This window comes from Clostridium sp., assembly GCF_036660475.1.
In the GTDB taxonomy this organism is placed as follows: Bacteria; Bacillota; Clostridia; order Clostridiales; family Clostridiaceae; genus Clostridium_J.
Genome location: NZ_JAVXAO010000003.1, coordinates 51491 through 66493, shown reverse-complemented (window position 1 = coordinate 66493; position 15003 = coordinate 51491). Strand labels below are relative to the sequence as shown.

Annotated in this window: 14 protein-coding genes and 1 riboswitch; of the genes, 6 read left to right on the top strand and 8 right to left on the bottom strand. The window is 29.5% G+C overall.

The genetic code is table 11. The features are described from left to right. Window positions 1–60: 60 nt before the first annotated feature. From cobA to RSA29_RS05845, 6 genes are read right to left on the bottom strand one after another with little or no spacing between them, the layout of a single operon-like run. Window positions 61–1515 (bottom strand): uroporphyrinogen-III C-methyltransferase, encoded by a 1455-nt coding sequence (gene cobA, locus RSA29_RS05870; protein WP_332660178.1) that lies wholly within the window; start codon window positions 1513–1515, stop codon window positions 61–63. A 21-nt stretch (window positions 1516–1536) separates the two neighbouring features. After that, the gene (gene hemC, locus RSA29_RS05865; protein WP_332660180.1) at window positions 1537–2409 is read right to left on the bottom strand and encodes a hydroxymethylbilane synthase; all 873 of its coding nucleotides are present in this window, start codon (window positions 2407–2409) and stop codon (window positions 1537–1539) included. A gap of 38 nt (window positions 2410–2447) precedes the next feature. After that, window positions 2448–3083, bottom strand: a complete 636-nt coding sequence (locus RSA29_RS05860; RefSeq protein WP_332660182.1) for an NAD(P)-dependent oxidoreductase — start codon at window positions 3081–3083, stop codon at window positions 2448–2450. A gap of 21 nt (window positions 3084–3104) precedes the next feature. After that, on the bottom strand, window positions 3105–4283 hold the full coding sequence (locus tag RSA29_RS05855) for a histidinol-phosphate transaminase (RefSeq protein ID WP_346944383.1): 1179 nt from the start codon (window positions 4281–4283) through the stop codon (window positions 3105–3107). 54 nt (window positions 4284–4337) lie between these two features. Next, entirely contained in the window at window positions 4338–5297 is a 960-nt protein-coding gene (cbiB, locus tag RSA29_RS05850; RefSeq protein WP_332660293.1) for an adenosylcobinamide-phosphate synthase CbiB, read from the bottom strand. Between the two features lie 16 nt (window positions 5298–5313). Further along, complete coding sequence (locus RSA29_RS05845; RefSeq protein WP_332660186.1) at window positions 5314–6810, bottom strand: cobyric acid synthase; 1497 nt, start codon at window positions 6808–6810, stop codon at window positions 5314–5316. A 200-nt stretch (window positions 6811–7010) separates the two neighbouring features. Then, a riboswitch (cobalamin riboswitch) is annotated at window positions 7011–7184 on the bottom strand. Window positions 7185–7390: 206 nt separating this feature from the next. On the opposite strand from RSA29_RS05845, the gene RSA29_RS05840 reads away from it, so the two are divergent. Next, a complete protein-coding gene (locus tag RSA29_RS05840; protein ID WP_332660188.1) occupies window positions 7391–7576 on the top strand; it encodes a hypothetical protein in 186 nt (61 codons plus the stop codon). Window positions 7577–7642: 66 nt separating this feature from the next. On the opposite strand, the gene yfcE is transcribed toward RSA29_RS05840, so the two are convergent. After that, the gene (yfcE, locus tag RSA29_RS05835) at window positions 7643–8188 is read right to left on the bottom strand and encodes a phosphodiesterase (protein ID WP_332660190.1); all 546 of its coding nucleotides are present in this window, start codon (window positions 8186–8188) and stop codon (window positions 7643–7645) included. Between the two features lie 126 nt (window positions 8189–8314). On the opposite strand from yfcE, the gene RSA29_RS05830 reads away from it, so the two are divergent. Genes RSA29_RS05830 through RSA29_RS05820 form a run of 3 tightly spaced genes read left to right on the top strand, consistent with a single transcriptional unit; the run spans window position 8315 to window position 11440 of the window. Further along, entirely contained in the window at window positions 8315–8557 is a 243-nt protein-coding gene (locus tag RSA29_RS05830) for a (2Fe-2S) ferredoxin domain-containing protein (RefSeq protein WP_332660192.1), read from the top strand. Then, window positions 8557–10263 (top strand): [Fe-Fe] hydrogenase large subunit C-terminal domain-containing protein, encoded by a 1707-nt coding sequence (locus tag RSA29_RS05825; protein WP_332660194.1) that lies wholly within the window; start codon window positions 8557–8559, stop codon window positions 10261–10263. The genes RSA29_RS05830 and RSA29_RS05825 overlap by 1 nt, the downstream gene beginning before the upstream one ends. Before the next feature lies 1 nt (window position 10264). Beyond that, the gene (locus tag RSA29_RS05820) at window positions 10265–11440 is read left to right on the top strand and encodes a SpoIIE family protein phosphatase (protein ID WP_332660196.1); all 1176 of its coding nucleotides are present in this window, start codon (window positions 10265–10267) and stop codon (window positions 11438–11440) included. Between the two features lie 51 nt (window positions 11441–11491). On the opposite strand, the gene RSA29_RS05815 is transcribed toward RSA29_RS05820, so the two are convergent. Then, complete coding sequence (locus RSA29_RS05815; protein WP_332660197.1) at window positions 11492–12136, bottom strand: TIGR01906 family membrane protein; 645 nt, start codon at window positions 12134–12136, stop codon at window positions 11492–11494. Between the two features lie 204 nt (window positions 12137–12340). Here RSA29_RS05815 and hemA point away from each other — a divergent pair, with 204 nt between their 5' ends. Then, a complete protein-coding gene (hemA, locus tag RSA29_RS05810; protein WP_332660199.1) occupies window positions 12341–13573 on the top strand; it encodes a glutamyl-tRNA reductase in 1233 nt (410 codons plus the stop codon). 22 nt (window positions 13574–13595) lie between these two features. Then, window positions 13596–14870, top strand: coding sequence for a glutamate-1-semialdehyde 2,1-aminomutase (gene hemL, locus RSA29_RS05805; protein ID WP_332660201.1), 1275 nt, complete (start codon window positions 13596–13598; stop codon window positions 14868–14870). Window positions 14871–15003: the final 133 nt, after the last annotated feature.

Here is a 15003-nt window from a genome sequence, read left to right as displayed (position 1 = left end):
AAAATGTAAAGTTTGTGACACACCTGCCTTTCTTTCTATACTTAAATTATTGTAATATAATTAACCAATAAGGTTTTTTATAATTCCATCTATTCCAGGCTTACTACATTCAGTATAAATAAGGCCTTTACTTGCAAGAACTTTTGATGTAATAGGTCCTATAGATGTAATTAACTTTTTCTTGATTTCATCTATTCCAACTAAAGCTATCATATTTTCAACCGTTGTAGGGCTGGTAAAGATTACAGTATCACAATTTTCAAATGAATTTACATTGTGATTTTCTCCAATTGTTGTATCATAAACTGCAACATCATCTACTTCAGCCCCAAGTTTTCTAAGTTCATCCACTAAGTAGAGTCTTCCTTTTTTAGATCTTGGAAGTAGTATTTTATCCTCATTAGAAACTAGTGGTTTAACTACTTTAAATAAACCTTCACCAGTAAATTCATCAGCTGTTAATATTGGTATTATACCTCTTTCTTCAAGAGCCTTAGTTGTAGCATCTCCTATGGATATGAAATCACCACTTATTTTTCTTATGTCAATTTTATTATGTTGTAAAGCATTAAACAGCATATTAACTCCATTAACACTTGTTAGTAATATATATTTATATTCATGAAGCTTATTTTCTACACTTATTATATTTTCAGGTGTAGCTTTTATATCTATTGAATTTATTTCCGTTACCGTTGCGCCAAGTTCTCTTAATTTATTATATATTTCTTCACTTTGAGCTTTACTTCTTGTGATACAAATATTTCGTCCAAATAGGGGTAATTTTTCGAACCAGTTTAATTGATTATTAAACTGTACAACTTGACCAACTACTATAATAGCAGGATTTGAAATGTTTCTTTCCTTTGCAATAACTGTTATATCCTTTAATGTTCCAACTGCTTTTTTTTGTTTAGCTGTAGTGCCATTCATAACTACAGCTACTGGAGTAGTTTCATTTAAACCAGAGCTAATAAGTCCTTCAGTTATTGCACCTAATTGCTCATAACTCATCATAAAGATAAGTGTTCCAGTTAATTTTGCTATTGTATCAAAATCTAAATTTAAACCAGCAGCACTTTTTCCTGTGAATACATGAAAACTTTGAGCTATTTTTCTATGGGTTACTGGAATTCCTCCATAATTTAAAGCTGAAATAGGAGATGTTATACCTGGAACAACCTCAAATTCTATATTTTCTTTTAGAAGTTCTAAGGCTTCTTCACCACCACGACCAAATATATATGGATCTCCACCTTTTATTCTTCCAACTGTGTGGCCCTCTTTTGCAAGATTAACTAAGGTTTCATTAATTTCTTCTTGGGTTTTATAATGACACCCTGGTTCTTTACCACAATAAAATAGCTTTGCATCCTTATTAACATACTTTAGTATTTCTTCTCCGGATAATCTATCATATAAAATTGCAGTACAATTCTTTAAAACATTTATTGCTCTTAACGTTATTAAGTCTGGGGCACCTGGACCCCCTCCAATTAGATAAACTCTTCCCATATTCTCCTCCTAATAAAACATCTACTTATTTAATATATTTTGAGATAATTTTTTTCCTAAATTCATGTAATCTTCTTTATTCCCAACCACAGTATCTTTAACTAAAACACCATTAACGTCATAGATACCAGTAATACTCATAATGTCATTATCAATTGTAGCATAAGCTCCTATTGTAGAATGACAATCTCCTTTTAATTCGGTCATAAAGCTTCTCTCAGCTTCTACACATATTCTAACTTCGTAATTATCTAATGATCTTAGCATATCTTCATATTCACAGTTTTTATATATCTCTATGCCTAAAGCACCTTGTGCAATTGCAGGTACAATTTCATTCGTATTAAAGTAATTAGTTATAATTTCTTCCATTCCCAATCTTTTAAGTCCTGCTGCGGCCAATATTATTCCATCCAAGTTTTCATCTTGAATTTTTTTAATTCTAGTTTGGACATTTCCTCTTACTGGTACGATATTAAGATCAGGTCTTAAAAGAAGTAATTGTTCACTTCTTCTTTTACTACTAGTTCCAATTTTAGCGCCCATAGGTAAATTTGAAAATGATACTCCATTCATAGATACAAAGGCATCACGAACATCTTCTCTTATTGGCATTGCTGCAATACTAAACCCTTCTGGAAGCTCGTATGGAACATCTTTCATGCTATGAACTCCACAATCAGCTTTATGTTCTAGCATAAGTTTCTCAAGTTCCTTTATAAATACACCCTTTCCACCTATTTTATCTAACGTAACATCTAATCTTTGATCACCTATAGTATCGGTAAGAACTTTTTCACACTTTACATTATGAAGGGTCGCTATAAGATTCATTGTATAATCAGTTTGTACTTGGGCAAGCTTGCTTTTTCTTGTGGCTAATTTTAAACTCAAATTTATTCCTCCATTCATTTATAAACTCTTTTAATTATCTATTTTATTTTAAAAATATCAGGATAAAATAATTCTAATATTACACCTGAAACACCCTGATTAAAGAAAAACAAAAAATCATTTGAATTTATAAAATCTAAAATTTCACTTTTTTTATCTGTATTAATTATATTTTTTCTAATTCGTGTCGTAAACTCCACATAACTATCAAAAGCTTCATAGTACTCTTTACCTTTATTACATAGAAATACAGATGATTTTGGGTTTTTTCCATTTATTCTTATGCCAATGCCTATATTTTTAGTTTCTCTTGTAGCACAAAGTATTGCTCTTGATTCTTCAGGCAACGTTGTATCAATAAAAATCTTTTTCTTTTCATTACAGAGGAATCTAATTTGTTCATTGAATACCTCATCATTTGTGCAAAGTATAACTAAATGATAATTATCTAATAATTCTTCAGTAAATTTGTCATAACTCAAAGTTAAATTTGGATTATGATAAGATAACTCTTGAATTTTTGTGATAAATTTCTTCGATATGCAATGTACTATAAATTCTCTTTTAAGGAGTGTTGTAGCTTTTATTAATGCAGCATTGCCACCACCTAAAATTAAGACCATTGTATTACTACCGTTTAATGAAATGAATATAGAATTATTAAAGTTATCCATATACCATCCTATCCTATCTTGTTAATTATTTGATTTAATTATAGTACTTATATCTTTCAATGCGGTAATTAAAACTTGATTTTTTATCCTGTCTTTTATTGCTATACGTATAAAATTATTATCAAGCCCAGTATAGTTACTACAATTTCGTATTAATATCTCCTTTGACATAAGTAATTCTGATAATTTGTCACTATTTATGCATTTTAACTTGCATAGGTAATAGTTACCGTGGCTTAAGAAGATAGTATCTATAAAATCTATATTCTTAAGGGCTTCATACAAAAATTCTCGCTCTGATTTTAGCCATTTGATTGATGCGCTAATAAAAGCAATATCAAACATTGCATATTTAACGGCAATTTCAGCAAAACAATTTACAGACCATGGATTTTGATTTTTATTCACAAATGCTAGTAAAGAAGAGTTTTTAGTTACTGCATACCCAAACCTTACTCCAGCCATTGAAAAAAATTTAGTAATTGCACGGACAATTACCAAACAGCTATAATCAGTCACATACTTTATCATACTTTGATTATTATTAAGAACGAATTCAATAAATGCCTCATCTATAATTATTAATTTATTATTACATTCACAGTAATCCAATATCTTATTAAATGCTTTATGATCTATAATACACCCATTAGGATTATTAGGATTTCCAAGAATTAATCCGTCGCTAACCTGTATTTTTTCATAAATATCATCATAATTGTATTCCATAAATTCATTCAAATGCGAGAAGTTAATTTTCAAATTATATTTATTGGAGAAATCTTCGTATTCAACAAAAGAAGGAACTACAATTGTTATTGAGTTTATTGAATTGATTGCTAAATCTAAAACTTCAGCAGCACCATTTCCAACTATAATATTATTAGTTGAAAGATTATTTATATATGTGCTATTTAAATTTAATGAATCTAACGTAAAATATTCCTCGCTTTTTTCTAAATACTTTATGATATTATTTTTTAATGTTCTATATTTTATATCAGGATACAGTGGTAAAATTTCTAATGCTTCTGATATATTTAATTTAAAATCTTCCGATATAGGGGTTGGATTTACATTTGAACTGAAATCTAAAATGGTTTTTCCAACTAAAGTCCCATGACTATATATGTCTCCGCCGTGCTTCAAAATAATTTTATGCCACCTTTCAGTATTATTATAGAAGAAAGTTCTTCTCATATTATTGTCCTTGAGTAATCTTAGAAGGTTTAAATCATAGATTTAGCTTCTTCTTTAAAACACTAGAAACAATAAACTCAACAATACTAATAATATTTCACTACTATACATAAGTACAATAGATTGTTTAATGTGCTTATTTTCTAATGTGACTATCATATCACCTATTGTAGGTTTACTTACAGTTTCACCAAAATATGAATTAGTCCCACCTAGTTGTATATATAATGCGCCCGCTGTAGCACCTTCTGGATAAGCGCAATTGGGACTCTTATGATTTTTTCTATCTCTAATCATAATTTTAAATGTTTGTACAATATTTCCACCAACTGTCCAAGATGTAACACACATTAATAAACCAGTTATCCTTGCTGGTATAAAATTAAATATATCATCAATGTTTGCAGGGAAAAAACCTATATTTTTATATTTTTCATTTAAATATCCTACCATTGAATCCATTGTATTAATTCCTTTATACATCATCGCTAAAGGTGCGCCACCAACTATCGCATAAAGAATAGGTGCAATAATTCCATCAGATGTATTTTCTGCAATTGTTTCAACATCTGCACGAATTATTTCATCTTTAGTTAGTGAGTTAGTATCTCTGCCCACAATATACGAAAGTTTAACTCTACTATCGATTATGTCATCTTTAAGAAGTGAATTATATACTTCTATACCAGCTCCATGTAAACTCTTTGCAGCTAGTGTTGTCCATATGATTAAAGTATTAACTGTAAGAAATACTACCTTATTTATAATTGCAAAATTCAATAAGATATATGGAATCATATAAGTGGTTATACACACTACAAACACCATAAATAATGATGCCCATTTTAAATTGTTATTATTTTCAAACATTACACGGAGTCGTCTATCCATACTGCCTATAAGTTTTCCTATATATATAATTGGATGTGGTAACCACCGAGGATCACCCAATATAAAGTCGAGAATTACAGCTAAAAGTACACATAATATATTTGCTTTTATATTGAAATTAATCATAATAATATCTCCACTACTTACTTAATCCCATCATCGCATAAATCTTTTTCATATCAAGAGATGAGCGTACTAAATCCGCAAGTTTGTCTAATTCTTTATCTCTCATATGTTCATAGGTTTCAGACTCTTTTTCTTGAATGCCTTTGGATTTTCTAATATCATTTACTATATGCTGTCTAAACTCAACTCCATCAAATATTCCATGAATATAAGTACCTATAACATTTCCTTGATTATTTACTATGCCATCTAAATGACAAGCTTTCTCATTGTTGCTACAAGTGATTGTTATTAAATCTTTACCTTCATTTAATAATTCAGTTTTTCCCATATGAATTTCATATCCATAAATATTTAATGGTTGCTCATTACCTATAATACCTTTTTCAATAATTCCATGAACTCTAGTTGTAACCTTCTTTTTCTCAAAAACCGTTTTAATTGGAAGTAAATTTAAGCCTTCCATAGATTTAAACGTAGTTTCTACTTCATATGGATCCTCTAGTCTGCTACCTAAAATTTGATATCCGCCACAGATACCTATTATTTTACCAGTAGTCCCATATTCTTTAATAACATCAAATAACCCGGAATTTCTTAAGAATTCTAAGTCTCCTAAAGTATTTTTTGTTCCTGGTATTATTAATAAATCAGGGTTTTTAAATTCATTTATAGTTTCTACATACCTTACAGAAACATCTGGCTCTATTGCTAATGCATCTAAATCAGTAAAGTTTGATATATGTGGTAATTTTATAACTGCAACATCTATCTTATCAGTTACATTCTTATTTAAATCAACTGCTCCATCTTCATCTTCTAATTCTAATTTGAAATATGGGACTACACCTAAACAATCCTTATTTGTTAATTCTTCTAAACTATCTAATCCGGGTTTGAGTAAAGAAATATCACCTCTGAACTTATTTATGATAGTTCCTTTAACTCTTTTCTTTTCATCGTCACTTAGAAGCATTATAGTTCCTAGAAGCGAAGCAAAAACTCCACCTTTATCAATATCACCTACAAGTAATACAGGTGCATCTATAAGCTCTGCCATCCCCATGTTAACAATATCATTGGCTCTTAAATTTATTTCAGCCGGACTTCCTGCACCCTCTAAAACAATTATATCAAATCGTTTTTCTATCTCTTCAAAAGAAGATTTCAACTGTTCTTTAAACTGAACCTTCAAATTATGATACTCTCGTGCATTTGAATATCCATATACTTCTCCATTTAAAATGATTTGGCAGTTTTTATCTGTAGTGGGTTTTAAGAGTATTGGGTTCATAAATACCTCTGGTTCTAGCCCAGCTGCATAAGCTTGCAACACTTGGGCCCTACCCATTTCTTTTCCATCAAGTGTAATGTATGAATTTAAGGACATATTCTGAGATTTATATGGACATACTGAGTATCCATCTTGTTTGAAAATTCTGCAAAGCGCTGTTACTAGAATACTTTTACCAACTGAGGATGCTGTGCCTTGAACCATAATTTTAGCCATTTAATTATACCTTCTTTCCTAATTATTAAAACAAAAAAATAAAAAACAAGGATATAAAGCCTCCTTGTTTAAATTAACAAAATTCCATTTTAGTAAAACAACATCATAAATATATGACTATATTTAACAAAAGTTTGCATTAACCCCTTTTGTTTATAAACCATAACATATTAACTTACTCACTAAAATAGCTCATTCCCTCCGAAAGCTTCTATTTAGGCAGGTCTCCTGGCTTATGCGTCATTCTACCCTCACCTTCCCCTAAAAAGAGTGGTCACGAGGTTCGTCATCATTTACAGTAGCGGGGGCTGCTATGGATTTTAACCATATTCCCTTTTCACTTTTAAAAAAGCACCTAAAATACTATTTAATTTTCATCCTAATTATAAGAGTTTCAGATGAATAAGTCAACATAATACTAATTATTCAGATGATATTAGTGATTTTCAACATGTGTAATTTACGCTTCAATTACTTAATTGTCTGATATAATATACTACACTAAATATATAGTTAGTATAAGTATATTATATGATATATAATGTGATATATAAATCTTAATGCACATGGAGGTGTAAATTTGGAATTACATATATTCTTAAAAGGAAAAAAAGAACCTGAAATTTATAAAGGTGACAGAATTGATGTGCTAGATTTCGATATGAAAAATATTAAGTACAAACAAATTAGATACTTTAGAAATGGAATTAGTAAAAGCAACTTAATAGAGAGTAGTATAATTAACAAAATAGTAGAAATTCAATAGGAAAGTGCGTATTATTTAATACGCACTTTCCTATTGAATATAGCAATAATAAGTAAGGTTTAAAAATCATATTATGGAAATTTCTTTAACAATTTCTCCATCTATGTTTTTTATAATGAAACTTTCATTTTCTAAAACTCCATAAGTGTGAGGATTTCCATCTTTAGGATATGAGATAGACCCTGGATTAATTATTTTAATACCATGTTTAAATTTTGACATAGGAATATGAGTATGTCCATGTACTACTATATCGCCAGCACATAAATTAGGCATATTATCTTCGTTAAAAATATGTCCATGAGTTAGGAATAGTTTTTTATTATCTTTCAATACAATTGCGTAATCACCCATACAATGAAAATCTAGAAGCATCTGGTCTACCTCTGAATCGCAATTCCCTCTAACTGCGATTATCTTGTCACTATAAATATTCAATAGATTTGCTACCTCTTGTGGATTATATTCTTCTGGTAATGGATTTCTTGGGCCATGATAAAGAATATCTCCTAAGATTATAAGGTTTACACCTTTTTCTCGATCAAAAATATCCATTGCTTTTTTAGCGTATTTTAATGAACCATGAATATCAGAAATAAATATTGATTTCATATGACACCTCCTTATACAATTCTATATTTACCTTACTTCTATGCCATTGTCAAATATATAAACATTTCATTGACTGTATTTTCCTATAGTTCTATAATTTATATATACTGCTAAGGAGGCGATATTTTGATTATAAAAGTATGTGTAGGTAGTGCTTGTTACGTAAAAGGATCTCATAGTGTAATAAATGAGATAAAGAGATTAATTGAATTAAACAATTTAGATAGTGAAATAGAATTAAAAGCTGCATTTTGCCTTGGACATTGTACTAGCTCAGTTTCTATACTTGTTGATGATGTTCTCCATTCTGTTAATGAAACAAATGTAAATGATTTCTTTGAGGAAGTTATTCTAAGGAGGGTGAGATAATGCAAGTAATGAACTTTTCTTCAGCCAATTGTAAAAATTGCTATAAATGTGTACGTACTTGTACAGTAAAAGCTATTGAGGTATTAAATGATCAAGCTAAAATACAAGAAGATAGATGCATTTCATGTGGTCATTGTTTAGTCGTCTGCCCACAGAATGCACGACATGTACTCTCTGATATTGAACAGGTAAAATTGGCACTAAAGCAAAATAGGCCGGTTGTAGCTCAATTAGCACCAGCATTTAGAGGTATATTTACAGAACCACCTAAAATAATTACAGCTCTAAGAAAGCTTGGGTTTTCGTATATTGAAGAGGTTTCAATTGGCGCAGAACTAGTGACACAAAAATATGAAGCTATAATTGAATCTAGTACAAATGGTGAATTTCTTACTAGTTGTTGCCCCTCAGTAGTAATGCTTGTAGAAAAATATTACCCTGAACTTAATTCATTAGTATTACCTGTATCATCTCCAATGGTAGCACACGGTAAGAGTATTAGAAGCAGATATATAGATCCATACATTGTGTTTATAGGTCCATGTATATCAAAAAAAGTAGAAGCTTTATCTAAATCTAATATTGGGGTTATTGACGCAGTACTTACCTTTGATGAAATTAACGAGCTTTTAAAAGAAGAAAAAATAGATTATACACTTTTAGAAGATGGACATGTAGATTTTGGTGGAACGACTAGAGGTGACCGGTATCCAGTTGTTGGTGGAATTTTAAATGCATTAAGGCCAACGATAGAAAAGAAAAATATAGATTTAATACGAGTACACGGCCTAGAAAATTGTAAAACTGTATTAAATGAAATTAAAAATAATAATCTTAAAAATGTATGTGTAGAGTTAAGTGCATGTAATGAAAGTTGCCTTGGCGGACCTGGAACTATACAGAAAAATGAATCTGTATATGCAAAATTAAAAAGAATTAGAAGCTATTTAAATAAACAAAATGAAGAAAATAAGCTACCAAATTTAAATAGTTCAAATTTAGATTTAATTAGAACATATAACAATAAAAAATTGGTTATGCCTATGCCTAATGAAGATGAAGTTAAAAAAATCCTTAGGCAAATGGGTAAATATACTAAAACAGAAGAACTTAATTGTGGCGCCTGTGGATATAATACTTGTGTTGAAAAATGTATTGCTGTATATAATGGAATGTCCCAAGTTGAAATGTGTGTTCCATATATGAGATCATTAGCTGAGAGTATGAATAGTGAAATATTTAAAAATTCTCCTAATGCAATCTTATTTATTGACCATAAGTTATTAATTAAAGATATTAACCCAGCAGGAAGAAAAATGTTTTTAGGTAACCATGAGAAGAATGTAATAGGTGCGCCTATTACAGATATTATACCTGATTCAGATTTTCAAAAGGTTCTTAATACAAAAGAAGATGTATTAAAAAATAAAGTTTTTTATGATGCATTAAATTTTCATGGTTATAAAAGTATAATTCATATAAAAAATCATTCATCAATGCTTGTAACGTTTACAGATATAACCGATGAGGAGAATAGGAAATTAGAGTTAGCTGAACTTAAACACAAAGCGATAGATGTTACACAATCTATAATTAATAAACAGATGATGGTAGCACAAGAAATCGCCAGTCTTTTGGGTGAGACTACTGCAGAAACTAAAGTAGCAATCTTAGGCTTAAAAAATGTATTGGAAAAGGAAATTTAGTATGAGGGAATATTATTTAGATATAGCACATATGAGTATGAATAAACGTGGAGAGGAGCTTTGCGGTGATCATGTAGAAATTGCTAAGACCGATGATGGAATGATTCTTGTAATGTCAGATGGACTTGGTAGTGGCGTTAAGGCTAATATACTTGGCACGCTGACATCAAAAATTGCTGTAACAATGCTTAAGGGCGGAGCTACAATAGAAGAAACTATTGATACAATTATAAATACTCTTCCAGAATGTCAAGTTAGAAAATTAGCTTACTCAACTTTTACAATTGTAAAAATCAAAAATGACGGTGAAATCTATATGGTTGAATATGATAATCCGCCAGTTTTCTTTTTTAGAAGTAATCGGCCTTGTAGTATTAACAGAACTGAACGTATTGTAAATAGTAAAATTATTTATGAAAGCAGATTTTATATGAATGAGGGTGATGCTTTAGTTGTAATAAGTGATGGTGTTGTTCACGCTGGTGTTGGTGGACTTTTAAATTTAGGTTGGGAATGGCCACAGATTGATAAATATATTACGAATGTCTTAAAAAGAGAATCAGTAGCTAAAGGTATATGTACACAAATTTTAAATGCATGTAAGGATTTATATGACAATAAACCTGGTGATGATACTACAGTTGTTGTATTAAAAATAAGAAAAGAGCAAGAAATATCTATTTTTACCGGCCCACCAAGAAATATAGAAGATGATAATATTCTTATAAATCTTCTTAAGTCTGCAAAAGGTAAAAAGATAATATGTGGTGGGACAACAGCTAATATAATTTCTAAGGCACTTAATGCTCCGATTGAGGTAGATTTGAAAAATTATACATCTGAAGTTCCGCCGATGGGTTATATGAAAGGCATTGATTTGGTTACGGAGGGTATTTTAACCTTAAATAAGGTAAAAGAAATGTTAAAAGCCCATATAAAAGCATCGGAAGACAGCACTACCTTACAAATTAATAAAAGTCTAGATGGAGCATCTAAACTTTCATCTATGCTAATAAATGAAGGCACATCTATTAATTTATATGTTGGACAAGCAATAAATCCGGCTCATCAAAACCCTTCATTTCCAAAAGATTTTAACTTGAAAATTAGAATTGTTGAAGAAATAAAAGAGCTTCTAGAAATTATGGGTAAAAAGGTTCGTATTACATTTTTATAATTAAAAAGATATTCCATAAAATTTAAATATTATGGAATATCTTTTTAGTCGCTAAGTAGTTTTAAGCTGATATTTAATATATTTATTGTGAGCAATATACATAAATAAACCAGTTAAGATGCAAAAAAATAAAATTACACCTCCACAAAGTGCAAAAAATTCTTCTGGCAATATATTTATAATAGGGTCAGTTTGAGGGTCAAAAATCCATTTATTATTATTGAAAAAGATTTTGTGAAAGACCGTGAAGAAGTAATTAAAATTTAAACTAACCATAATACCTCCCACAACAGGTGTCATTATTAAACCAAGTCCAGTATATTTTAAACACATAAAGTCCCTATATTTATTGATATAAACTATCAATAAAATAATTAAAGTTGAAATTAAAATAAGTATAACTTTTTTACATAAATTGAATAGTTCTTTAACTTCTTGAAAATGAATGGCACCATCCTCTGAAAATGGTAGAGATGGAAGTTCAAACATCGCTTCATCATTCAAAATATAGTCAACTATGTAAGAATAATTGTCTAATATCTTTTCCTTTGGTAAATTTGCATTGCTATCAATATCAAAAATATTAACACTAAAGTTATATATTGGCTTAAACTTTGTTACTGATATTGTAGCAATCAATATAATTAATATAATTCCTATAATGGTAATGGTACTGCACAATATTGTTTTTCTCATAATCCCCTCCTGTGTATATATATGTATTATGTCAGAAAATAGCATATATATCAACAAATTTATATTATTATGTTTTTCCATTGTCAAAAAAAAAATCCTATAGTATAATTTCTTTTGTGTATATACAATAATAACACCCCATTTTTAATGGGTTTTAAATTTAATTTAATAAAATTTATTAAATTCGTAAATTGCGAGGTAGAAATGATTCATTTAATAGGAATAAAAAAAGAACTTGATTTAGTGCGTAGAGGTCAGTTATCAATATCTCCAGAATCTATAAATGGAATATTGATAAAAATGAGGCAAGTACTATGCACTGAAGTTGTTATAATTAATACTTGTAATAGAACTGAAATATATTTAAAATCGCACTTAAAGAAAGATGATTTGATTTTAAAGATATTTAATATTTTAAAATGGAACTTAGCATTTAAAGAACATATATTTTATTCGAATGAAAATAAGGCAATTAATCATTTGTTTGAGGTGAGTTGTGGATTTCATTCTAAGATTTTAGGTGAAGATCAAATATTAGGTCAAGTAAAAGACTCATATTTAAGAAGTAAAAACCTAAAGGTGATAAAAGGTAACTTTGATAAACTATTCTCTATGGCAATTAGTTGTGGTAAAGAATTTAAAACACAAAGTAAATTATATAAAATGCCAGTATCGTATTCTTCTATTGCTGCTAAAAAAGCATTAGAAAACAATTGCAAAAATATCTTAATATTGGGTTTTGGTAAAATGGCAGAATTAACGTTTAATTATTTAATTGGTAAAATTGATTTTATAACTTCAATTACTATAGTCGTAAGAAATACATCTAAAGCCAATGAACATCCGGCTATATTAAAAAATGCTCATTACGTTAATTTAGGCAAGCTTATTATTAAACCGTTAAGTGATTTACGTGCAAGTTATGCTAATATGGATGCTATAATTTGTTGTACCTCATCCCCTACCCCATTAGTTATGAAAAATGATCTTCAAACAGAGAAAGTTATGATTTTTGATCTTTCATTGCCCATTAATGTAGAAGCTAGTTGTGTTGAATTGAAAAATGTAGATCTGTACAATGTAGATACACTTCAAAATGTTGATAATGAAAATAAAATATTAAGAAAAGAAATAATGAATTCCAATAAATATATAATTTCAAAATATTATGATGAATACATTAAATATTTAAAGCTAAAATCATTAAGTCCAATTATTGAAAATATTAAATGTGATGGGAATCTAGTAGTTCAAAATAATCTTAAAACATTTAGAAATAAGAAATATACAAAAGATAATGATAAGTTAGTTGCTACACTGTTAAAAAGCAGTTCAAATACATACATAAATCGAGCAATAGAAGTATTGAAGGAAGAAACATTAAACGGTGATAATGAGAAAGCATATGACCTAATTCAACGTATTTTTTTAAAATAAGATCAACAAGGAGGATATTTGCATGAACAATCAAACTATTTTTAATGAGAGTAAAAAATATATACCTGGTGGGGTAAATAGTCCAGTTAGAGCACTTATGGCTATGGGAATTACACCACCTATTATAAAATCTGGGAAGGGTTCTAAGATATATGACGAAGAAGGAAAAGAGTATGTAGATTTTGTAGGTGCATGGGGTCCAATGATACTTGGACATGCGCATCCAAATGTTGTTAAAGCGATAAAGGACACTAGTGAAAATGCTATAGCATTTGGTGCTCCCACTAAGTTAGAATTAGATTTAGCTAAACTTATATGCGAAACTTCATCAATTGACATGATTAGAATGGTTAACTCTGGGACAGAAGCAACTATGAGCGCAGTTAAACTTGCAAGAGGTTACACTAATAGAAATAAAATTGTTAAGTTTGCTGGGTGCTATCATGGTCATTATGATGGATTTTTAGTTAGTGCAGGGTCAGGTGTTATGACTTGTGGCATTCCTGGAAGTGCAGGTATTCCAAAGGAACATGTAGAGCATACAATTGTTGCTAAATATAATGACATTGAAAATATTAAAGAGATTTTTGAATCTTATAAAAATGAAATTGCATGTGTTATCATTGAACCTGTAGCTGGTAATATGGGTGTTGTGAAACCATCAGTAGAATTCATGGAGGAATTAGATAGAATTTGTAAGAAAAGTGGAACTCTCCTTATATTCGACGAAGTAATGTGTGGATTTAGAATTGGATATAAGGGCGCTAGAGAATTGTTTAAGAACGTAACACCTGATTTAATAACCTATGGCAAGATTATAGGAGGAGGTCTTCCATGTGGTGCATATGGTGGAAGACGTGATATTATGGAGATGTTAGCTCCTCTTGGCCCAGTATATCAAGCGGGAACCATGTCTGGAAACCCACTTGTTATGGCAGCAGGTATTGCAACTGTATCAACCTTAAATGAAAACAAAGAAATATATAAACACATTGAACAAATTGGTAAAATTCTAGAAGAAGGTATGTTGAAAATTGCAAGAAATAAAAATATTCCTTTGAAAATTAATAGAGTTGGTGGAATGATGACAGCATTCTTTACTGATAAACTTAGTGTTAATAATTATGAAGATGCATCCATGTGTAATACAGATATGTTTAAAAAATACTTTATTCACATGCTTGATAAAGGAATAAATTTACCGCCGTCTCAATTTGAAGCAATGTTTTTATCAAACTGTCATTGCAGTGATGATATTGATAAGTTTTTAATAGCATTTGAATCTTTCAATGTTTAAATAATGTTTAGAAAATAGATCATCTAAACAATCGCTAATTAAAACTTTATAATAAATACGACACATTAATTGTTAATTAAATGAAATTATTGATTAGAATATGAAAAAATACAAAGGGCCGTTGAATTTTAGA